Genomic DNA, 22,468 nt, shown 5'->3' on the forward strand with positions numbered 1-22,468 from the left:
AGGATTCCCCTTGGTCTTCAGAATGACTGAAGGTATTTTGACGTTGCAGTTCGCTAGTCTCGCACCTGATCAGCAACTTCGGGCTTAGGTTGTGAAGCTCTGAAAAATTCCAGCTTATCCGCTGCCGGCCAGGGCGCCTGCCGTGCAGTGTCGCCAAGTTCAAGCAACACCGGCTGGGATGGGTCATACGATGGCCACTTAAATGTTTGCGTAGTGGGCGTGCCAGTACGAGCAAAAGCAACTAATGAATTTATCATTGCATTGCTCAGGTCCCGGTCTGTTTCGCGCCAGTTGCGCATGATGCGATAGCGATTAAAACTTTCTAGGGTGCCAAGCCAGAACGGGACTTCGGATGTATGATAGGCGCCAGCACTGGCCGGGTCCAGATTAGTAATTACCACGTCATCAGGATAAGAATGAGAACGCGAAAACATATAGCTGTAGACAGGTGCGTTGCCATACTTAGTCTGCATGCGCGCCCAGACATCCATTGCGGAGACCATTGTATTATCGCGGTCCGCCGCTCGCGCCTGGCTGATTGCCTCACGATCACTTGACGCCGGATACATGGCTAAAAACGCTGGCGCCCGTTCACCAAAAAGTTCCTCAGCGCGCTGTTGGTATTGGGCTACACTATTAATGCGGCCCAGGCCACCAAACGACTCATCATGAGTGAACCCCACAATCAAGGGCACATCATTCTGGGCCGAACGACTAAAAATGTGACTAATGTTGTCTGGCAGAACATAGCCGTCAACAATAGGTCCAACGGGAGGCGAACTTGGTTTTCTCGGTACAACCAAGCGATCGGCGGGCATCGCTCGCAATTCTGCCAGGTTGTTGGCATTCCATATTTGTTGCAGTCTGACCCCATCTTTTTCGGCCACCGCTAAGGTCCGCAAACTAAACGGTCCGCTTGATGAGAGAAGAGCGCCACTCATTCCAACCGCGCGATGAAACAGACCTTCAGTTAACGGGCTTGACTGCAAAGCCAGTACCGACATAGAGCCGGCTGACTGCCCCATAATAGTCACATTATCTGGATCCCCGCCGAACCGGGCGATATTGTCATGAACCCACTGTAGCGCCGCAATTTGATCGAGAAAGCCAAAATTGCCCGAACTGTTGTGAACTGACTCATCGGTTAGCTCAGGATGAGCGAGATAACCCAAAGGCCCGACCCGGTAATTAAGATTAACAAAGACCGCCCCGTGTTGGGCAACCTGCTCACCACCATACAACGGCATGCTGCCTGAGCCGATAAAAAACCCACCACCGTGAATAAATACAATGACGGGGGCTTTTTTCACACCAGTTTTAGCCCACACATTTAAATACAGGCAATCTTCGCTGGTGACTTCCGGACCGGAATATTGATTGGTCATAATGCCCCGTTGAGGCTGCATGCATTGCGGCCCGAAATCATCAGCATGATAAACACCGTTCCAAGTCTCTACAGGCTGAGGGGCGCGCCAACGCAACTCCCTGACTGGGGGCGCCGCGTACGGAATCCCAAAAAACGCCTGAACATCCGGCTGAACCATCGTCCCTTGAATTTCCCCACTTTTAATTTGAACAACCTTAGTTGGATTGAAGCCTTGCTGTTTCGCCGTCGCTGAAAATGCTATCAAAAAAAACAGAAGCACATGCATGGTGCAACGTAACTGGCGTTTGAAAATCATCAGAACTCCCTCAATAGTTTACGGTAACTTAACTGGGCGGCCTGGCGATAGCACCAGGTATGACGCCTGCCTTAGTGGTGTGACTTCGATAGCAGACAAGTGAATGTCGAAATATTCATAGGTAAAATCTCAGGTCAAATGACACGAGCATGACTACTCGCTCTCTGGCTGGTTGATAAAACGTGACACCGTTCTGATCACACCGCGTACTTCGGCCAGACCTTTTAAACGCCCGATGGCGGAATAGCCAGGATTGGATTGACGATTGATGTCATCAAGCATCTGATGGCCGTGATCGGGTCGAATAAATATGTCATTGGCCTGTCCTGCATTGACCCGCTCTCGACGCCTTTCTTCGCGAAGTAATTGTTCAATAACCCCGATCATGTCCACATCGCCGTCTAAATGACTGGCCTCCTGGAAGGAACGCTGTTCATTTTGCTCTAGTGTCACACTGCGTAAATGCGAGAAGTGAATACGAGCGCCAAACTGCCTGGCCATTTCAACTATGTTATTGTCAGGGCGACTACTGTAAGTCCCCACACACAGGGTGATACCGTTGGCTTCACTGGGGATCTCGTTAAACAATATGTCCAGATCATCAGCGGTACAAATTATGCGTGGTAAGCCGAACATTGAACGCGGCGGATCGTCCGGATGAATGGCTAGTTTCATCCCCACCTGCTCGGCTATGGGAACGACTTTAGCTAAGAAGCGGAACAGGTTGTGTCTAAGGCTGCTGTCATCCATATCCTGGTACTGCGCAAGCATTGCCTTAAACGAGTCAAGGTTGTAGCTGTCAGTCATTTTGCCAGGTAAACCGGCAATAATATTTGCCGTCAGGGTGTGTATTTCCTGCTCGCTCATCGACTCAAACTGTTGCCTGGCAGCTTGTATTTCAGCGTCAGAATAATCCGCTTTTGCGTTATCGCGTTGCAAAATAAATAAGTCAAATGCCGCAAACTTTTGCTGATCGAACCGCAGGGTATACGCCCCTGACGGTAACCGGTATTTCAGGTCAGTGCGGGTCCAGTCAATGACCGGCATGAAGTTGTAGCAGATCACTTTAATGCCGTGTTTAGCCAGGTTTTCCATCGTCGCAATCCAGGCGTCAATGTATTGATCGCAGCCAGGTAAATTGAGTTTGATCGACTCATGTACCGGAATGCTTTCTACCACCGTCCAGGCTAAGGGGGTCTCATTGGGAGCGCATGCCTCTATCCTATTTTTATGGGCGACAATGGCTTCTTCACTCCACACCTCTCCGGCCGGAATATCATGCAAGGCACTGACAATATCGGTAGCACCCGTTTGACGAATATCGTTTAAGCTGACTGGATCATTAGGTCCAAACCAGCGCCAGGATTCTTTCATATTCATTGCCTCACTTTCCTTTGGGTTCGTTGACCCTAATCAACGGGTGACGAACACCAGACGGTGCCGTCGCAATAGGATTTATCTTTGGATACGTGATTGCTTAGAAGGAATAGCTAAAGTTGACGCCCATATAGCGCATTGCGCCGCGCGTCCATTGCTTACCTAATGCCGTTAGGCCGCCAAGACGAGCTGAATAGTCTGTGTAGCCGAGAGAATAGCTTTGATCAAACAGGTTATTCACAAAAAACGTCAACTTGTAACTGTGGTTTTGAGACTCAACAATACCAAAACTAATATTCGCAATGCCGTAAGCTGATTGGTCTGACAACGGGTTACCATAGAGATCGTAGTTCACATCATCCTGCCATTGATAGTTGGCTTGCGCGAAATAGTTAAACGAACGACCACTGGCGGCTTCTTCCCAGTAAGCGCCTAAACTGTATTTAAGATCCGGAGAGTTATTTAAGTCCTTGCCATTTAGATTCTGTATATCCACACCACCGAGGCCAGCGCCGATCATACAACCCTCTTCAGCTGTCTGGCCGCTATAACATTGTGCCCCTTCAAAAGACTCAATCGTGGCATCAATGTAAGCAATCGAGGCATTCAAGTTTAAACTTTCAGTGGCCTGATACGCCAAATCAACTTCCAGCCCCTGGGTGCGCAATTTACCCACGTTATTCAATGCAAACGTAGGGGCCCCCATTTCATCGAGCACCGCACCTTGTGCCTGGTAGTCATCAAACTCTGTTCTAAAAGCGACGAACTCATAGGATAGGTGTCTGTTTTCAGTTCTGCCTTTTATACCGAGCTCAAACGATACAGAGGTTTCCTCGCCAACAGGATTATCTGCATTGTACTGACTAAAGCCCGATGCAATATCGTAAGCCTGCCCTTTGTAACCTGTACTCACACTACCAAACACCATATCGCCGCTTTCCAGATAATGACGCAGGGCTAGTTTTCCAGTAACGGCATTTTGCGAGTCGTTGCCAGACGACGTCACCGCAACCGGATCGGTAAAGCTACCACTGCCATAATAATCAATAAATTCGGCAGAGATTTTTTCGCGATTTAGACGAAGACCCATATCCAGAAAAGTTTTATCCGACAAAGTCAGGGTACTTTGGCCAAACAGGGCGATACTCTCAGTGGTTGCTTTGGCATCCCATTTTGAAATCAAAAAGCGCAGTGGGTAGCGATCAAAGCCACGGGTAGTTTCGGCATCCGAATAAAACAAGCCGAGCATGTATTCAAAGTTCGTGTTATTGGTCGAGGTCAGACGAAACTCCTGCGAAATGGCATCAGAATGCTCATCAGAAAATTGCACTATATTCGGACCACCTATACCCAGTGGATCAAGAAATGGGCTTGGGGAAATGGGTACATCGGTTAAATCTACGTCGGCAACACCATCAAGGTCATAGCTTTGATAACTGGTAATCGAGTTTAAGGCATGGTTTGGCAGGTCATAGTCAAACTTCAGCACGACCATTTCCTGTTCCGCTTCAAAACTGTTAGGTGAATCAAAGCGAACATTAAGATTGTCTTCACCAGGCGTGACACCTTCACCCGCAACAGAAGGGTCGGCATCTACCCAGGTAACACCGGTACTGGATTCCCTATACGATTTGTCAATAATCAATGTCGATTTAAGGTTATCAGACGGTAACCAAAGCAGTTTACCTCGAACTCCCCAGGCTTTTTCACCATTGAGATCTTCACCATTGTAAAGATTGTTAATAAATCCATCACGATCGGTGTAATAGCTGGATATCCGGTAACCCAGGGTGTCACTGAGGGGCCCAGTTAACGACAGACTGACTCGCTTCTCGTCATCATCGGTAGCGCGAAGACTCACTCTGCCAGAAAATTCATCACCGGGTGCCTTCGTAATGATGCTCACCACACCCGCAGACGCATTTTTACCAAACAAAGTGCCTTGTGGACCACGCAACACTTCAATACGTTCAATATCTTCCAGGGTATTAAAAGCCTGGGCTGTTCTGATTAAGTTAACATCATCAACCACTACCGATACGCTGGGTTCAGCACCGATACTAAAGGCTGAAGTTCCCACGCCGCGCATATTGATAACATTGCCATTCGGGCTGGTGCCTTGTGACATTGTTAGCGAAGGTGACACACGCGTCACATCGGTAAATTCTTGCACATCCAAATTTTCAATCTGACCAGCACCAAGCACTGATAGCGACATAGGGATATCCATTTTGGATTGCACGCGCTTTTGTGCGGTCACTTCAATGACCTCCAGTTCAAATGCGTCTTCAACGGCCTGTGCAATTGCCGACGTGTTGAAAAGCGTGCTAGCTGCAACGAGTGTACAGGGCAATAATTTTTGTTTTAATTTATGACTCATGTGACTTCCTCAAGTGTGAACCAGATGCATGGTATGATTGAGCCATTGACAGCAACGATAAATTTTCACATTTCTGCCTGGTGGCCTTACCAATATTGTGAAAACTATGTAACAAAAAAGTGAATATTAAAAAGTTATTATCGTGATGGTAAGTATTGTGATATCTGATTGTTGCCATATAGCCGCTGAATATCGTAGCTAACGCGACTTTTTTGAGGTGTTTTTCGTCACATGTGTATAACAGAGACACATTATAATTGGTCATACAATATAGATTGATTGTAGTCAGAGATTCGTGGGGGGAGAGCCATTTTGCTCGGGCAGCGAGAAGATGATAACGCCGTACCAACAGAACATGGCGTGGCTCAAAGCAAAAAGGATGATATCAGGCTAACGGCGGCGATGCGTTATCAGTACTAGCGGTAAATTGACGGAAAGAGAAAACGGCTCAGTGTCTACTGGCCGCTATATTTAAGCTCAATACTCCCTTTGCGCGATTGTATCAACCATTGGCCTTCAACTCGCACCAGCATATCGGTAAAACTGCCGATCATTAGCTGGTTGTCAGCCATAACTGGCATTGCCTCACTGGCCGCGCCGGTCACCAGCCATACCCGGCTACTGGCTATCACTTGGTTTGCCGTCATGATCTCAAACACTGTATTAGCGATGATATGACAACTGGTACGCGGTGGTCGATTGCAAAAGGAATCATAAATGGCTGCGCGTCCGGTGATACCGTGGTCAGCATCGCTGGGCCGATACAACACGGCATCCTCGGTATAACAGTCGGCCAGTGCCTCCCACTGCCCATTATCCAATAGCATCGTCACACGATGGAGCAACTGCTGACATTCCTGTTGAATACAGGCTTTTTCCTGTCGGTCCATTTACCCTACTCCCGTTGACCTAGCCAATCACGCATGGCTTTCGCAATTTGCTGTGGTGCCTCGACTGTCGACATATGGCCAACACCGTCAAGTATCACTAACTTGCTCCCGGGAATTTGCTCGTGAATTGCCTGATGCTGGACAACCGGACTCCATTTATCTTCACTGCCGGTCATCAACAGCGTGGGCACCCGAACCTGACTTACCACTTTTTCGGCATCAGGGCGTGTTAGTAAAGCCTGTATTTGCCCGTTAAAATCGGCTGCACTGTGGCGCAATACCATTTGCTTAAGTTGTGCTACAAGCTGGTCGTTTTGCTTTGCCGTATCGCTTAACATCGGTGGCAACCAGGTATCAGCGACGGCGGCCATGCCCGCTTCACGTGACAAATCCAGCAGTTTTTGACGACCGGGAACTTCCTTTTCAGAGCGGGGGTGTATACCGGTATTCAGGGCTGCCAAGCGTATAATCCGCTCGGGGGCCTGGCGCATTATTTCAAATGCTACGCGCCCCCCCATAGAATGCCCGGCCAGGGCAAAATGTACAGGGCTATTGGCAAGCACATGGGTTGCCATTTCACTAATACTGTTAAAGCCTGCAAAACTAAAAATAGTTACATCGGCAATATCCTCAAGTAAACCGCCAACGTCCTGCCACATAAAGCGGTCACAGAGTAAACCGCAAAGCAGTACTAACGGGGTTTTATTGCTTGGCTGATCCATCCCTATATACCTATTTGTTATTTATTTTCATAAACAAGGTGACCAAGTGCCGTATTGGAAACTGGCACATGATAGTGGCGGTGGATTTCTTCAACTTTCTCGTTAAGCGCACCGCGCATCACCAACCACATTATCATTTCACAACCTTCTGTGCCGCTTTCGCGAATGTATTCAGACTGCGGTATGTTAGCCAGTTCAGAATAATCATCCTTAAGCTTATCCATAAAATCGCGATCCCATTGCGGGTTAATCAATCCTGCTCGCTCACCTAACAATTGATGGCTTAAGCCGCCGGTACCCCAAATTTGTACATTCAGGTTACCGTCGAAAGACTCAACGGCCTGACGTATTGCACGGCCTAAATTCAGGCAGCGCCGCCCACTGGGACCGGGATACAACACGACATTGACGGCCAGTGGGATCACCTTGCATGGCCAGTTCTCTGGCTGTCCAAACATTAATGACAAGGGCACAGTCAGGCCATGATCAACTTCCATTTCATTGACGATGGTGATATCAAAATCCTGCTGAATAACTGACTGAGCAATGTGCCAGGCTAAATCGGGCGAGCCCTGCACTACAGGCACCGGACGGGCTCCAAATCCCTCGTCAGCCGGCTGAAATTCACTGCCGCAGCCTATTGCGAAGGTCGGAATGATCTTCATATCAAAAGCAGTGGCGTGATCGTTATACACCAGAATGACCACATCAGGCTTTTCTTCGGCTATCCATTTTCGAGTAAAGTCATAGCCGCTAAACACGGGGCGCCACTCTTCAGTGTCGGTTTGATTGGTGTCAATCACTCGACCCAGTAAAGGGACATGGGAGGTAGCAACACCTGCACTAATTCGGGCCATTATTTTTTCTCCCGGCTGTAGCGGTTGCCTTCAATAGTTCGGCCTCCACTTTTCATCATCTGCATATATTCTTCGCTATTCATATCGGTCATCGTCGCAACAGCCGCAGCAACACTAAGTCCATCAGTAGCACTGATTTTCACCAGATAGTAAATATTGCCACCAAGTGCGATCATTTTCGTGTAATCACGCTCCATAACCGCTTGACGTTGATCGGATGTCATTGGCCAGTTAGCCAGATAGCCGGCTTCGTCAGCCTTAAACGCCTGGCGGTTTTCGGCTTTCATCAAGGACATACAAAACTGATTCAAATGGTAGCCTTTACGCGCCTGTTTGCTATCAAACACCGTGGTACCAGGTATGTCCTGATAAGATTGTTCGCTTGTCATAAGGTTCTCATTGGGATGAAACGCTACTTTCGCAGCCTGCACCGGTGCAGTATTAATACTGGTAAACACACGGCCAGACTGCTTCCTTAATCAACGGGTTACACTGCTTTGTGTTGGGCAGATAGTGACCCCCATTGTCATTTAGATTGCTTCCATCAACCGGGTCAGTGAGGTACGCATAATATCGGCATGTTCACCTTTATTACCGCCTTCTACTTCGATTTCACCTAAGCGGCCAGAGTTCTCCACGACCATTCGGCAACGTTCCCAACGACGCTGTTGGTAGTTTTCCAGTGCCGCAGCAAGTTCACTGTTTTGGGCCAACTCTTCAACCAGTACGATGGCATCTTCAATGCCAATACAGGCGCCGGAGGCAAGGTGCGGGGTCGTGGCATGAACCGTATCGCCAATCATGACAATTCGGCCTTTGTGCCAAGGTTGTGGTACCAGTAAAGAATCCAGCGGGCGCAAAGAAACCAGTGACTCTTGAGTAATTTGCTCAGCCAGAAATTGCACCATCGGGGCACTAAAGTTCTCTAACAGCAACTGCTTTAATATAGCCGGCTCTTGCTCTGGACTAAAACGCTGACGAGTTTCACTGTTAACGGTTAAAAACAGGTAAACTTCGTCCTGAGACATGGGGTTAATGCCCGCTTTAAGGTGTGGGCCAACCCACATCATGGTGCAGTTGCAGTCCTGAGGTTTGGGCAACACTGCACGCCAAACGCCTTGCCCCGTATAGGAAGGTAGCGGCGCATCTGGCATCAGCAACTTTCGGGTTTTCGATTGAACGCCATCAGCTGCAATCACCAAATCAAAATGGTCTGTACTGCCATCAGAAAAGGTTACCTCTACGCCGCTGTCATCCTGCTCAAGTGTCTGGTAGGTTTGGCCAAGACGAATCTTAGTGCCGCTTTCAACCACTTTGTCGGCCATAATTTTAGCCAGTACCGGGCGCATGATCGCCCCTGCCCCTGGAATATCCTGACCGGCAAAGCGCGGGTTAGGGATGGAAGCAATCGGATGACCGGAAGCAGCCATGACCTCAAGCTTGTCACTACCGCTACCGTATGCAAGAAACTCATCTAATATCCCTAAGGTATTAAACGCCCGCAATGTGGCGCCATGTAAACTGATACCGGCGCCTTCAGCTTGCCATTCAGGGTTAATTTCCAATAAATGGGTTTCGATATTTTGCTTACTCAACTGAATCGCCGCTGACATACCGGAAAAACCGCCACCGATAATTAACACCTTATTCACTGATGTGTCCATATACGTATTCCTCAACCTGCTTAATCGTTACAATTTCGCCCAAACCTGCCCGGTATCCGAGACGTCTACATGGATACCTGTCAGTGACTGTCCCTTACAGGGCCCTGAAATACAAAGGCCGGTAGCAATCTCAAACCGTGCACCGTGTGAGGCGCAGACAACATGCTCGCCCGATCTATCCAGATAACCATCTTTGCGCCATGGAAGGGTGGTATCCCCATAATGCGGACACAAATCCCTGTAGGCATGAAGTGTCTCCCCCTGGCGCACCACGAAGACGCTATCACGTCCTTGTCGCAAGGGGTCAAAGCCTTTAGCTGTACCTTGTGGGAGGTCATCGAGATGACACAACAACACCATAACAGCCTTCCTTATTTATTGTGGTGGACCGCCGGGCGCCCATTTCTCCTGAAATCTGAACAAGAAGGCCTGCGAGTTGTCAGCGCCGGGTTGCATTTCACGCGCGGTCCATTCTGCATCATGCAAATCCATATCCGCGTCGTATTCAATGTGGCAGTCAAATGGACTCTTGAAATACCAGAACCAGTTAGACCCCATCAGGTGACGACCGGGTCCCCAAAAACTCTGATAGCCTTTGTTAACCATATTGGTACCCGCCTGAACGACCTCAGTCGGACCTGCCATATGAAACGTAAAGTGCTCAACACCTTGCATATGTGGCGGCGTTTGAATAAAGAACAACGTGTGGTGATCATTGGTGCCAGCCGGGCGCATAAACGGTCCAACATGGCTAAAACGGTCAGTCGTCACGAAGCCCAGACGTTGGCTATAGAATGCCTCTAATTTGGCAAAGTCTGGCACGAAATACACCACGTGAGATAACGATCTGGGTTTGGGTGATGCGTCCTTTTCAACACCTAGCGCATTAATGCCACGTAAGGACGATGCCCCCGGTGCGTTAATCTGCTCAGCGGGCATTGACAACGGTTTACGAATGGTAATTTGAAAGCCCAGAACAAATCCTGCATCGTCCTGAACTTCTAACGCGCCGTTGTCCAGTACCCTAACCGTTCTGTCTTTACCAAGCTCGGCGGCAATGGCATCCAGCGTCGCCTGATCAGCGACGCCATAGATAGTTTTGCGCAACATACTGCCTGACGCCAAAGGCTCAGGTAGTGAAGGATCGCCTCTGTGGGCGACCACTATCGAAGTGCCGTCAAGCGCGGTGAACTGACCATCGCCGACTGACTCCAGCCCATAATCCCGTAAGTATTGCTCACAGGCGTCAACGTCATCCACGCCAAACACCAGTGTATCAGGTCCAATTATATTCATGTTCAATAGCCTGTTAGTCTTTTTTCGCTACGGTGCGTCCACCAAGTCGCTTGGCTACCCAGTCAGCTATATAATGGCTGGTATTGATGCTGTTATCGAAACTGGCGTGCTGCACCCCCCCTTCGCGCTCAGTAAAGATTTTGAGCTCTCGGTCTGGACAGTTAACCAATTGCTCGTAGGTGCGATGCGCCCATTTCAATGGTATCTGACTGTCTTTTACACCATGGGTAACCAAAAACGGCACTTTGATTTTTTCTACCACACCATCAAGGTGAACGTTTTCTGCGATGCGCATGAAGTCATCAATGTCTTTGGCTCCCCACACCCAGCAAACATGATTCCAGTAATGAGGCACAGGCAATTCACCTTCTCGTTCCAGGCGTCGTTTTTGTACGTCGCGCCAGTCATGGTTTGCCCCCCAGGACACACCGCAGGCAAATCGAGGCTCAAATGCGACCGCACGCGGACTGTAATAACCGCCAAGAGACACTCCTTGCATACCGATACGTTTACTGTCGATGTCATCACGGGTTTCAAGGTAATCCACGACCCGACTTGCCCAGTGCTCACTGTCATAACGTGCCGTAAAACCTTGCAGACGCAACGCCTCACCGGTGCCTGGCTGATCGAGCATTAACGAGGCGATACCTCGCTTGGCGAGAGCTTCAGGCTGGCCTACCCGGTAAATCATTTCTTTGGTGGAATCCAAACCATTAACCTGAACAAGCACTGGCTGCGGACCTTCTACCCCTTCGGCAGGATAATACAAGGCAGCGAGATGCTTTCCTTCATAAGGAATTTCAACGCGCTGACACCGTTCACCTTTAAGCTCTATCCCTTTAAGGAACAACTCAAGTGAGCGCTTGTATAACTCCATGCGCCCCTCCGTACCGTGGCCCTGAAGGCGCTCACAGGTCGTTAAGTAAGTAGAGGCACGAGAGTACTTTTCGCCAGCTGACAGCAGGTTACCCGCAGCTTCATCTTCTTCGGCAAGACCACATAATTTATCTGCCATTTGTTGCCAGGTATCTCTGAATGCTTGGGTTCCTGCGGCATCAGGGGCTTTTGCAGCCTCAGCTAATGGCCCGCACATTTCCTGAATTTCGCCCATCCGGGCACCCATTTCAATGGCCAGATTGACTGACAGATCCCACACATAGTTAGTTGGAAAAAATCTAAACATAATGACACCTTTTATTGTGTTACAACTCCAGCGACTAACGCTGAGCGAATGTGTTACGCTTCAAGAATGGCCACTGCACGGACAAAACCTGCAGAGGCGTGTTTAATTTTGTAAGGGAAACAAGCGACCAGGAATCCGTGATCGGGCAGGCTTTCCAGATTAGAGAGCTTTTCCATTTGGCCATAGCCGATGTCACGACCGGCTTTGTGTCCTTCCCAGACGATCGATGCATCACCACTTTCGGCAAATCGTTTTCTGGTATATGAAAAGGGCGCATCCCAACTCCACGCATCGGTACCGACCACCCGTACGCCTCTCTCTGTTAAGTACAATGTGCCTTCGCGGCCAATACCAACGCCTGCGTCGAGATACTCAGGCTGCCCATAAACAGAGCCAGCACGGGTATTCACCAATACAATGTCTAAGGGCTGCAGTGAGTAATCGATTCGGGCAAGTTCCGCTTCAATTTCAGCGGCACTGACCACATGGCCGTCAGGTAAGTGACGAAAGTCCAGTTTGACTCCGGGTTTTAAGCACCACTCCAGTGGCAACTCGTCAATCCCAAACGCGGGACGTCCTCCCATTGCTTCGTCAGTGGTAGAAGCGTAGTGCCAGGGCGCATCCATATGCGTACCACTGTGCGTGGTGATCTTCATAAACTCACCGGCTGGGGCTTCACCGCCGTGCATGTCAGATTTTTTCAAACCCGGAAACATGGAGGCCATAAGCGGCCAGCCGACGTGGTGATCACGGTATTCAATCTCTGGCAGCATCTCCGGGGGATCGGTATAGGGGTTATTCTCCAGCGTGACGGATAAGTCGATCATCTTGCAACTGCTGAGTTTCATAAAAATAAGCCTTTGAATGCGGTTAATTTTCACCGGCTCGCAGCGCTGGTGACTGGGTAATGGTCTGGTCAATTGCACCAAATGGCGCAGTACCATCAGGTAAGGAGGCATGAATGCGGATTCGGTCGCCAAACTTCATGTAGTCCGTACGAATTTCACCAAATTCAATTTGATCAATTGCCCGACGTTCAGAAATACAGGCTGAGCCAGCACTACGATCGTGATTAGATACCGTGCCGGATCCCAAAATAGTGCCAGCGCTAAGGCGGCGAGTGAGGGCAGCATGTGCGATAAGTTGATGAAACCCAAAATGCATGGCACTGCCGTGAGGGTGACCAAACCACTCGTCATTCCAGTGCACGTGCAATGGCAAGTGAACACGGCCATTGTGCCAATACTCACCCAGTTCATCCGGCGTAATAGCAACAGCAGAAAAACTGCTCGAAGGCTTAGCCTGCACAAAGCCAAAGCCGGTATTCATCTCCCGTACAGCCATTGCGCGTAAGCTTACGTCATTAACTAACATTAGCAGGCGTACATGCTCGAGTGCTTTCTCGGCTGGCGTACCCATCGGTACTTCATCAACAATGGCTGCGAACTCCCCTTCAAAATCAATGCAATGGGTTTCACTGGGCAGGGCGACATCATCGCAAGGGCCAAGAAAGTCATCACCTGCGCCCTGATAAATGAGTGGTATGGTATCTGCACCATCAATCGGATCCAGATGAAATGCCTGTTGCATCAGTTCACCGTGGCTAAGGAATAGTGAGCCATCAAGCCATTGCCAACTGCGCGGTAAAGGGGCCATTGCCCGGGCAGGAGAAAAATCCAGCGTGTCGGTCAGCAAACCGTTATTCAGTGCCTGGTAGAGCTCAATAAACTGGTCATTAAGCTTATCCCAGTTTTCCAACGCGTCTTGCAAGGTCGCAGCCAGATGTTCAACCTTCACGGCTTTGCGCAGATCCCGGGAGACCAATAACAGACTGCCATCCGGTGTCCCGTTTTTCAGGCTTGCAAATTTCATTGTTATTTTCCGTGCCATATCATTTACATTTCTGCTACATTAACGCCTGTTGACCTATAAGAATAATCACTTATTACAATGCCATGTAGTTGCAAACGTGATAGGTAAGCAACCGTTTTCAAGCCAGGTTTACCTGTGCGGATTAACCCTGATGCAGACAGCGGCGAAATTGAAAAATGATGCTTAGGTTAGAAAACATCGTGAAACACAATAGTTAGATAAAACCGAGAGAGACGCACATGCGCTTAGAACATTTGGATCTTAACTTACTGGTTGCACTCGATGTGTTACTGGAAGAATGCAATATAACCCGAAGTGCTGAGCGTCTTAATATGACGCAATCTGCAACCAGTGGTATCCTGAAACGTTTACGTCTCTACTTTGACGACGAATTACTGGTGCAAGTGGGACGCAATATGCTCCCTACTCCATGCGCCCTGGAATTGCAGGAACCCGTACGTGATGTAATGCTGAAGATTCGCTCCAGCATTGTAAATCGACAAACCTTCGACCCCTCGGTGAGTAAACGGCATATTCGGATTATTAGTGCCGATTTCGCCATCACAGTATTGCTCAGCAAAGTCATCCATGATTTACAGGAACAAGCGCCCGGGATCAGCTTTGAAATTCTGAACCCCTATCAACAAGCAGAAAACCTGTTGGCCCGTGGTGAAGTGGATTTCTTACTATTGCCCGAACGCTATACCTCAAAAGATCATCCCTCGGAGTTGCTGTTTGTCGAAGAGCATGTCTGTGTTGTATGGAAAGATAACGCCCAGGTCGGGGACACCATCAGTTTTGAACAATACATCAACATGGGGCATGTATCGGTAGGTTTTGGTAGCAAGCGCGAACTGAGTATCGAAGACTGGTTCATGAAACAATATGATGTTCAGCGCCGCATTGAAGTCATTAGTTGTGATTTTAATACCTTACCGCAACTGGTCGTTGGTACCAATCGTATAGCCACAATGCACAAGCGCCTGGCAGAATACTATGCCCAGTATCTGCCGCTTAAGGTCATCCCTACCCCAGTGAAATTACCGGTCATGCGCGAACATTTGCAGTGGCACAGAGTGATGGAAAACGATCCTTTACACCGCTGGGTCAGGGATAAAATCCAGTCTGCTGCGGCGGCACTCAATTAGTCACTAATGCCATCAGTCTGCGGCGTTGACTTAGTTCGCGACATGTTCGCAGACTTAACAAATTGATTTACCATGCGGAACAAGAAAGTGCAGTGATTTTTTGTCCGGCTTTTTCTTTTTCGTGCATCCTCTACTCATTCGCCTCGATAGAGGGCTTTACAACCACCGACCTCTGCAGGCTGAGCTTGTCAGAAGTGAGCGGTACCTCCTCCCTTCACGAAAAACGTGAGGCTCGCTTAGGCCCGCCCAGTCAGACAAGTCAACAGTTCTATCAGCTATAGCTATATTCACCAAGCGAAGTATCACGATTAGCGCTACTTAGTATTTTTAAAGTCGATTACTTCAATACGTCACAACCCTGTAAGGTTAAAAATATGTTGCTAAAACATTACCTGAATGTATCAGCCAACACTAAGAAGAACAAAATTTATCGCATTTTCAGATAAGCAGGTATGCAACAGGGAAATACATCGTCGTTAATGAACTAGCTATTTAATAGGTGAGTGATGAAAGAAAAATCGTTAATAATACCGCTATTAGGAGCCTCTGTTTTCTCTACAATAGCAATAGCGCAGACTACGGGAACTACCGAAGATAACTCGGGAATAGAGCAAATTACGGTTACTGCACAACGTTCATCGGAAAATATTCAGTCGGTAGCGGTGCCTATTGATGCCGCCACCGCCAAAGATATGTCACGTTTGGGAATAACCAACGCCAGCGGCCTGAATAAAATATCACCGGCACTGACCGTTGCTTCTGGTGGCGGTTCGAGCGCGATATTTTTTGTGCGCGGTGTAGGCAATTTTGCAGTTAACGCTTATACCGACTCAGCCCTGGCATTTAACGTTGATGGCGTATTTATTGGTCGACCCACGGCCACAACAGCGACATTTCTGGATATTGAACGCGTTGAAGTGCTAAAAGGGCCACAAGGCACTCTGTATGGTCGCAATGCCACGGCTGGCGCGATTAATGTTCTTCCGGCTAAACCCGAATTGGGCGATACCTTCGGCAAGATAATGGTGGGGATGGGAAATTTTGGCACAAAAGAAGCGTCGGCGGCGATCAATTTACCGATAAGCAGTGACTGGGCAGCCAGACTGGCAGTGGGAAAGTTAAAAAACGACGGTTACAACGATGATGGTACCGCTTCCACCGATGACACCGCATTGCGCGCTCAGCTTTACGGCGAACTTAGCAGTAAGGTAAATTTGCGTCTGTCATTTGACTACTCAACCACCAAAGGTACAGGTATTACTCCCACCTTTTCAGGTAACTATAGCTTGCCTCTGAACGGGCCATCCGACAACCCTAATAATGTGCCTGGTTATAATTTCTTACCGGCCCCGGCGAATGTTTCAGCTCCCCATACCGGCGCCTTTACACCCGCTGCGATAGAGTATTTCACCTCACTGGATACCTCACCAGCCTTTACCAAAATGACCCCACTTAAAAAACCTTTTATTGACAATGAATATATGGGTATGTCAGCAGAACTGAATGTGGATCTGGGATTCGGGGAACTGGTGGTGATCCCAGCGTATCGCGAGAATACCATTGATGTGTTGTTTAACAACCCAGGGTTTCAGGCCGGTATCAATCAGGAAAATCATCAGCAAACCAGCCTGGAAGCACGCTTGTCAACCCGGACCGGGCCGGTGGACTGGATTTTAGGCGCTTTCTATTTTGACGAAGCGGTGGACGGTATTGCGGTGTTTAATCAATATACCTTGCAATCCACTCAAAAAATTGATGACTCAAGTACCGAATCAAGTGCAGTGTTTGCTCGCGCCAAATACAACCTTAGTGATGATTTACGCTTAGTCGGTGCCCTACGTTACACCGATGACAAAAAGTCATTTGATGGTCGTGCTGATGTATTCTTAAGCCAGTGTATCCGCGATCTGCCGGTGTATCCTGGAGGCCCTGAAATCCCTGATTGTCAGGGTAGTCCGGTTATACCGGTAGGTACCTCAGTGGCTGACACCTTAGCGAAAATCAACCCAGCAGATTTGCCTGTCGGCGCACCCGGCATTGGCACCGGCCCGGTACCATATGGTCAGTTACCGTTATTTCCAGGCGCACCGGCTACGGCAACCGCTAACCTGCTGTTTATTAACCCTACCGTTGTCGACAAGGTTCAAGCCAATAGCGAGTTTACCTACCGGGTAGCGCTCGAATATGACATCGCCAAAGGGAATTTGCTTTACACCAGTTATGAAACCGGCTATCGCTCCGGCGGCTTCAGTCCTACTACCGGGCGTGAAGAGTTTGCCCCTGAATACATCAAAGCCTTTACCATTGGATCAAAAAATCGATTTTTAAACGATCATTTACAGGTCAATGCTGAAGCCTTCGTCTGGAACTACGAAGATCAGCAAGCCAGCCATTTTGGCTTAGATGGCAACGGTAACTCAGCCTTCTTTACCGAAAACATTGGTCAGTCGAAAATCCAGGGAGCGGAAGTTGATGTCTTGTTTAAAGCGACCGATATGACAATACTGAAAGCCAATGTGCAATTACTGGATAACACCATCGAGCAATTCAGCTATCTACAAGGCACACCCGATGAGGCCGTTCAAGTAGTAACCGGTTGTAATACCTCTGTAGTGTCTGTCACCGATAGCGTGCCGGTTTATAATGTAGATTGCTCAGGACAAGAGGGTCGAAACTCTCCCAAACTGACCTTAAACCTCGGTATAGAACAGGATTTTGAGTTCGCCAATGGCTATTCTGCGGTATTCACCCTGGATGGCAGATATCGTGACGAACGCTGGGTAGGCTTTGACTTTACGCCGGTGCAACGGGCTGAAGCGGTAACCACTTTAGATACCGCATTGCGGGTTTATTCACCAGACACTATGTGGTCCGTAATGGCCTATGTCCGAAACCTGACCGATGAAAACATCAAGTCGACCACACAGATCTTTGGCAGTGGCAGCAATCTGGTCAGTACCATCTATGAAACGCCCCGCACCTTTGGTCTGAATATTTACTACGACTTTTAAAGTGAAAATACTATGAAGTTATTAAACCAACTGTCACTGCTAATAATCAGTCTTGTCTATATCGTATCAGCGGGTGCACAAAGTGCACCTGCGAATAATGAATGGATAACTCTCGGCACCATGGCGGGGCCTATGCCCCACCCTCATCATTCGCAACCAGCCAATGCCTTGTTGGTGAATGGCAAAACCTATCTGGTTGATACCGGAGATGGTACAGCTGGCCAGCTTACCAAAGCCGGTTTGAATATTAAAAATATTGAAGCGGTATTTTTGAGTCATTTGCACTTTGATCACACCGGCGGTCTGCCAGCCATTCTCAGTTTGCGCTGGCAAACTGAAACTCAAAGTATCCTGACGATTTACGGCCCGCCAGGTACTAAACAAACGGTTGAAGGGATCTTCGAGTTCATGCGTTTCGGTGCGCTCGGTCACTATGGAGTCCCTGGCCAGGTTCCGGCTGCACCTGAAAGCCATGTTGAAGTAGTCGAAATAACGGATGGTTCGAGCCTGGATTTTGATGGCTTTAATATGACTGCGCGGCGAAATACACATTACAGCTGGCCCGCAGGCAGTAAGGAATATGAAAAGTTTCAGGCGTTGTCGTATAAGTTTACGTTACCGGATTATACGGTAGTTTACACAGGGGATACGGGGCCAAGTGAAGCGGTGGACAAGCTGTCACAGGGAGCCGATTTGTTGATTAGTGAAATGATGGATGTGGGTCACACGGTTAATCTGGTAAAAAGGATGAGTCCGAATATGCCACCCAAGGCGTTAAAGCATATGCAGCAGCATTTATCCACCCACCATTTAACGCCAGATCAGGTCGGTCAACTCGCTACCAGCGCCAAGGTTAAAAAACTGGTGATTACCCATATGTCACCAGGCTTGGTTACGCCCGGGGAATTTGCCAGATACCGCGCAGAAGTGGCTGAGTTTTATCGGGGAGCAATTACCATTGCCAACGATTTGGACCGCTTCAGGTTAAGCAAGTAACCCAGTAACCGATTCGAGACTCAACCCACAGTATAATGCTGAATAAAACCCTGCACCCTCGATAACTAATGCACCATGAGTGCATTAGTTCGACCATTAAAATTCAGTCAGGCTACTACTCACCTCGCGAACTCAGTAAAATTCACAGTAACGTACAGACCAACCAACAGCTACATCTATCGTTTAACGCTCCGTTAAAGCAAACGTTTGCGACTCGTTGTTCTGTCTGGGGTAGTAGCCGCCTGCAAAAACAAACGGTTCAACCTGCAAACGAAAAGTAACCCGTTAACTACCGAACAACACCATTACGATCGCAAAAATAAACCCGACCCCGGCAATTTTGAGGCCGTTTTTAAAAGGCAATGCCCGCGGGATAAACATCAGGAATGCCGAAACCACGAAAAACAACAGCGCAACCCCAAAAGCAATGTTCATGAAAAACAGCGGGCTGTTAGTCGTCGCTTTATGCAACTTCACCATTTTATTCAGTGGAAAGGGGTAATCTTTACCCTTTACACGGGCTTCACCGGTTTGTTTATTATATTCGCCCTGGGCAAATACTATTTTACCGTCAGTTTCCTGTTCAACCTTAAAACCGCGCATACGCAGTTGTTCACCAAGTCCCTTACCGTTTAATCCGGCTTCTAACTGGCGATGGGAGGTGTGTTCAAACTTTAGAAAATCGGTAGACCGGAAAATCAATAACACGCCGCTGAGCGCGTAAACTGCCATGATGCCGGCAAGAAAAAAACCAATCCAACGGTGATATTGTCTGAAGGAATTATGAAATTTGGGCGACGCCATGAGGTCCTCTTTTAAACGCTTAATGGGGCAGAATAACTACCAGGGATTAATAACCAGGCGCCATTCTGCCGAAAATCGATAGTGGAATACAGCGAATTAACCTTTCTTAACGCTGAGCAGCCCAACCACTGACAAGACGTTACTCGCACAACCAGTTAATGGCTTCCCGGGTTTCGGTAAAATAATTAATCTCGCCGCTGATAAACCAACTGCCTATGCGGGCCATCAGTGCTTGCCAGTCGGAATTTCCTACGATAGCAATTTTGCTGAACTCACTGCCATGGCGCAGTCCTATTTTAAAATCATCCCAGGCGGCCCGTAGTTCCCAGCCATTAAATTCGGTCGCATCAAACAGCATTTTAACCTGTGGTGATTCAATGGTCTCCAACGCCCCCTCCAGCAAAGGCGTAAATGCCTTGTAATCCTCGTGAGTTAACTTACCTGCGGCCTTCATCGACACATACAGGGTGTTTTCAAACCGTTCAATACCAATAGCAACACCATGCGTAACCTGCGCAGTCATAACGCCTCCTTATACTTTAGTTTCAGATTCAGTTTACGTCATGGTACTACTATTCACGCTGATGTATATCAACATAACGCAGCAGGACGTACCGAATCAGGGCCTGCTTGTGCTATGTTCTGTTCATTGAGTTCAACCGGATACCAACAGTGTCAGATAAAGCGCAAGCCAAGAAAATGGCCTATCAGATTATGACCAGCTTCGACAAAAACTATCGCTGGTTCAGTCGTGTCACCCGTGGCGCGCAGGAGCGTTTTGAAAAAGGACAGTGGCGGCAAGCCCTGGCGGCCTCTAAAGAGCGTATCTCGCTTTACGAACAGAGTCTGGCGACAGCAGTCGCTGAATTATACGACTTTATCATGGACCACCGCAAAGATCGGCAGTTCTGGGAGTTGCTTAAAAAAGCTTTTGCTGAACTCATTGAAAACCACCCGCAGTACGAATTAGCAGAAACCTTTTATAACTCAGTCATTGGTAAGGTGTTCCGGCATAGATCCATCGACAACACTATTATGTTTGTGACCTCCAGCCGCTGCTTTCTGGCGGGCCAGGACAGACATAAAGTGATCCACAGTTTCGATACCACCACCACGGTAATGGAAATGTACGAGTCCATTTTTGCCTGTTACCGGTTCAATATTGGCTTCGAGGATCGTGCCCGGGATATGCAGCAACTGGATGATGCCCTACGCCAGCGTCTGAGCAAAGAAGAACTAGCCAGCGTTACCGCGGTTGAAATGCTAAAACCGGTGTTTTACCGGGGGAAAGCCGCTTACCTGGTGGGCCGGATTTGCATGCCTGAGCGCACAGTGCCTTTCGTTATTGCTCTGCACACTAATGAAGATCGCCTGATATACGTGGATGCCTTGCTCACCGAAAGGCAGGATTTAAGCGTGATCTTCGGCTTCGCCCGCAGTTACTTTATGGCTGACACACAGTTTCCCAGCGAATTGGTGGCGTTTCTGCATGAACTGCTGCCCAACAAAAAACAGTTCGAACTGTTTATTGCCCTGGGCCATTACAAACATGGCAAAACCGCGTTTTATCGTAACTTTCTGGAACACATGGGTAACTCAGATGATCAGTTTGAAATTGCGCCCGGTATTCGTGGCCTGGTAATGATGGTATTTCACCTGCCGTCCTATGGCGTGGTGTTTAAAGTGATAAAGGATGAATTTGCCGAAAGTAAAAAGATTACCCGAGAGCACGTTATTGACCGCTACAAGCTGGTGAAAATGTCGGATCGGGTCGGTCGCATGGCCGACACCCACGAATACGTGAACTTCCGCTTTCCCCTCCGCCGGATATGTCCTGCTTTACTCGAAGAGTTACAGGAAACCTGCGCATCCAGTGTAGAAATAACCGACGATGAACTGATTATTAAGCACCTGTATATCGAAAAAAAGCTCACGCCATTAAACCTGTACCTGCAGCAGGAAACGGACCCAGAGAAACTGCATAACGCTATAGATGAGTTGGGCACCTGCATTAAACAAATTGCCATGGCGAACATCTTTCCCGGCGATATGCTGCATAAAAACTTTGGCATAACCAAGCATGGCCGCGTGATCTTTTACGACTATGATGAAATTTGCTGGATGGATGAACGCAACTTCCGTTCGATACCAAAATCAGACGACCCCTACGCGTTAGATACGCTGTCAGTGGCCCCCAATGATGTGTTTCCCGAGCAGTTTGAGCATTTTATTGTCGGCAAACGCCCTTTTAAGGAAATGCTAAAAACCCTCCATGGTGATTTAATGACACCCGAATACTGGCGCGAGGCTCAACAATACGTATCACAGGGCACTATTCACAACTTTACGCCCTATCCAAAGTCCCGGAGTTTCAGGCGACAAGGCCAGCACTTTACCTGATGAAGGGCGAAACTTAAGTAAAGCAGTTTCCTATAAAATTCTTTTCCCTAAGCTGTTGGTTGGTAAAACATTACTAATTAGCAATCATCCCCCTTTGCCATGGCGACTTTAAATACCACTCCGTTAACCACAGCAGAGTAGTCGAAGTAACCTTTAGTCTAATTTTATGAAGAAAAAGACGGTCCT

General features: G+C 48.4%; 19 protein-coding genes. 4 read left to right on the forward strand and 15 right to left on the reverse strand.

What is annotated here, in order from left to right; genetic code table 11:
* Positions 1–53: 53 nt before the first annotated feature.
* The 13 genes from AC2T0J_RS00890 to AC2T0J_RS00950 form a co-directional block, all read right to left on the reverse strand.
* Complete coding sequence (locus AC2T0J_RS00890; RefSeq protein WP_489808328.1) at positions 54–1,682, reverse strand: carboxylesterase/lipase family protein; 1,629 nt, start codon at positions 1,680–1,682, stop codon at positions 54–56.
* Between the two features lie 153 nt (positions 1,683–1,835).
* Complete coding sequence (uxuA, locus tag AC2T0J_RS00895) at positions 1,836–3,056, reverse strand: mannonate dehydratase (RefSeq protein ID WP_489810406.1); 1,221 nt, start codon at positions 3,054–3,056, stop codon at positions 1,836–1,838.
* A gap of 103 nt (positions 3,057–3,159) precedes the next feature.
* Positions 3,160–5,439 (reverse strand): TonB-dependent receptor, encoded by a 2,280-nt coding sequence (locus AC2T0J_RS00900; protein WP_489808329.1) that lies wholly within the window; start codon positions 5,437–5,439, stop codon positions 3,160–3,162.
* A 455-nt stretch (positions 5,440–5,894) separates the two neighbouring features.
* Positions 5,895–6,329, reverse strand: a complete 435-nt coding sequence (locus tag AC2T0J_RS00905) for a nuclear transport factor 2 family protein (RefSeq protein WP_489808330.1) — start codon at positions 6,327–6,329, stop codon at positions 5,895–5,897.
* A 5-nt stretch (positions 6,330–6,334) separates the two neighbouring features.
* On the reverse strand, positions 6,335–7,051 hold the full coding sequence (locus tag AC2T0J_RS00910) for an alpha/beta fold hydrolase (protein WP_489808331.1): 717 nt from the start codon (positions 7,049–7,051) through the stop codon (positions 6,335–6,337).
* Between the two features lie 17 nt (positions 7,052–7,068).
* Positions 7,069–7,908: a class III extradiol dioxygenase subunit beta gene (locus AC2T0J_RS00915; protein WP_489808332.1), complete on the reverse strand. Its 840-nt coding sequence runs from the start codon at positions 7,906–7,908 to the stop codon at positions 7,069–7,071.
* Positions 7,908–8,297, reverse strand: a complete 390-nt coding sequence (gene ligA / locus AC2T0J_RS00920) for a protocatechuate 4,5-dioxygenase subunit alpha (protein ID WP_489808333.1) — start codon at positions 8,295–8,297, stop codon at positions 7,908–7,910. The genes AC2T0J_RS00915 and ligA overlap by 1 nt, the downstream gene beginning before the upstream one ends.
* Before the next feature lie 141 nt (positions 8,298–8,438).
* Positions 8,439–9,572 carry an FAD-dependent oxidoreductase gene (locus AC2T0J_RS00925; protein ID WP_489808334.1) on the reverse strand — a complete coding sequence of 378 codons (1,134 nt, stop codon included), beginning with the start codon at positions 9,570–9,572 and terminating at the stop codon, positions 8,439–8,441.
* Between the two features lie 27 nt (positions 9,573–9,599).
* Entirely contained in the window at positions 9,600–9,932 is a 333-nt protein-coding gene (locus AC2T0J_RS00930; protein ID WP_489808335.1) for a Rieske (2Fe-2S) protein, read from the reverse strand.
* 15 nt (positions 9,933–9,947) lie between these two features.
* On the reverse strand, positions 9,948–10,868 hold the full coding sequence (locus AC2T0J_RS00935) for a VOC family protein (protein WP_489808336.1): 921 nt from the start codon (positions 10,866–10,868) through the stop codon (positions 9,948–9,950).
* A 13-nt stretch (positions 10,869–10,881) separates the two neighbouring features.
* Positions 10,882–12,051: an alpha/beta hydrolase family protein gene (locus AC2T0J_RS00940; protein ID WP_489808337.1), complete on the reverse strand. Its 1,170-nt coding sequence runs from the start codon at positions 12,049–12,051 to the stop codon at positions 10,882–10,884.
* A gap of 53 nt (positions 12,052–12,104) precedes the next feature.
* Positions 12,105–12,899, reverse strand: a complete 795-nt coding sequence (locus AC2T0J_RS00945) for a cyclase family protein (protein WP_489808338.1) — start codon at positions 12,897–12,899, stop codon at positions 12,105–12,107.
* Between the two features lie 22 nt (positions 12,900–12,921).
* Complete coding sequence (locus AC2T0J_RS00950) at positions 12,922–13,923, reverse strand: fumarylacetoacetate hydrolase family protein (protein ID WP_489808339.1); 1,002 nt, start codon at positions 13,921–13,923, stop codon at positions 12,922–12,924.
* Positions 13,924–14,162: 239 nt separating this feature from the next.
* Between AC2T0J_RS00950 and AC2T0J_RS00955 the strand changes: the two genes are divergently transcribed.
* The 3 genes from AC2T0J_RS00955 (at position 14,163) to AC2T0J_RS00965 (ending at position 19,078) form a co-directional block, all read left to right on the forward strand.
* On the forward strand, positions 14,163–15,071 hold the full coding sequence (locus AC2T0J_RS00955) for a LysR family transcriptional regulator (RefSeq protein WP_489808340.1): 909 nt from the start codon (positions 14,163–14,165) through the stop codon (positions 15,069–15,071).
* A gap of 506 nt (positions 15,072–15,577) precedes the next feature.
* Positions 15,578–18,082 carry a TonB-dependent receptor gene (locus AC2T0J_RS00960; RefSeq protein WP_489808341.1) on the forward strand — a complete coding sequence of 835 codons (2,505 nt, stop codon included), beginning with the start codon at positions 15,578–15,580 and terminating at the stop codon, positions 18,080–18,082.
* 12 nt (positions 18,083–18,094) lie between these two features.
* Positions 18,095–19,078 (forward strand): MBL fold metallo-hydrolase, encoded by a 984-nt coding sequence (locus AC2T0J_RS00965; protein WP_489808342.1) that lies wholly within the window; start codon positions 18,095–18,097, stop codon positions 19,076–19,078.
* A 285-nt stretch (positions 19,079–19,363) separates the two neighbouring features.
* Here the strand turns inward: AC2T0J_RS00965 and AC2T0J_RS00970 are convergent, their stop codons facing one another.
* Both AC2T0J_RS00970 and AC2T0J_RS00975 read right to left on the reverse strand, forming a co-directional pair.
* Positions 19,364–19,882, reverse strand: coding sequence for a hypothetical protein (locus tag AC2T0J_RS00970; RefSeq protein WP_489808343.1), 519 nt, complete (start codon positions 19,880–19,882; stop codon positions 19,364–19,366).
* 139 nt (positions 19,883–20,021) lie between these two features.
* On the reverse strand, positions 20,022–20,405 hold the full coding sequence (locus tag AC2T0J_RS00975) for a SpoIIAA family protein (protein WP_489808344.1): 384 nt from the start codon (positions 20,403–20,405) through the stop codon (positions 20,022–20,024).
* A 176-nt stretch (positions 20,406–20,581) separates the two neighbouring features.
* Here AC2T0J_RS00975 and aceK point away from each other — a divergent pair, with 176 nt between their 5' ends.
* The gene (gene aceK / locus AC2T0J_RS00980; protein ID WP_489810407.1) at positions 20,582–22,282 is read left to right on the forward strand and encodes a bifunctional isocitrate dehydrogenase kinase/phosphatase; all 1,701 of its coding nucleotides are present in this window, start codon (positions 20,582–20,584) and stop codon (positions 22,280–22,282) included.
* Positions 22,283–22,468 lie beyond the last annotated feature (186 nt).

This window comes from Alteromonas sp. ISO5 (genome assembly GCF_058105165.1).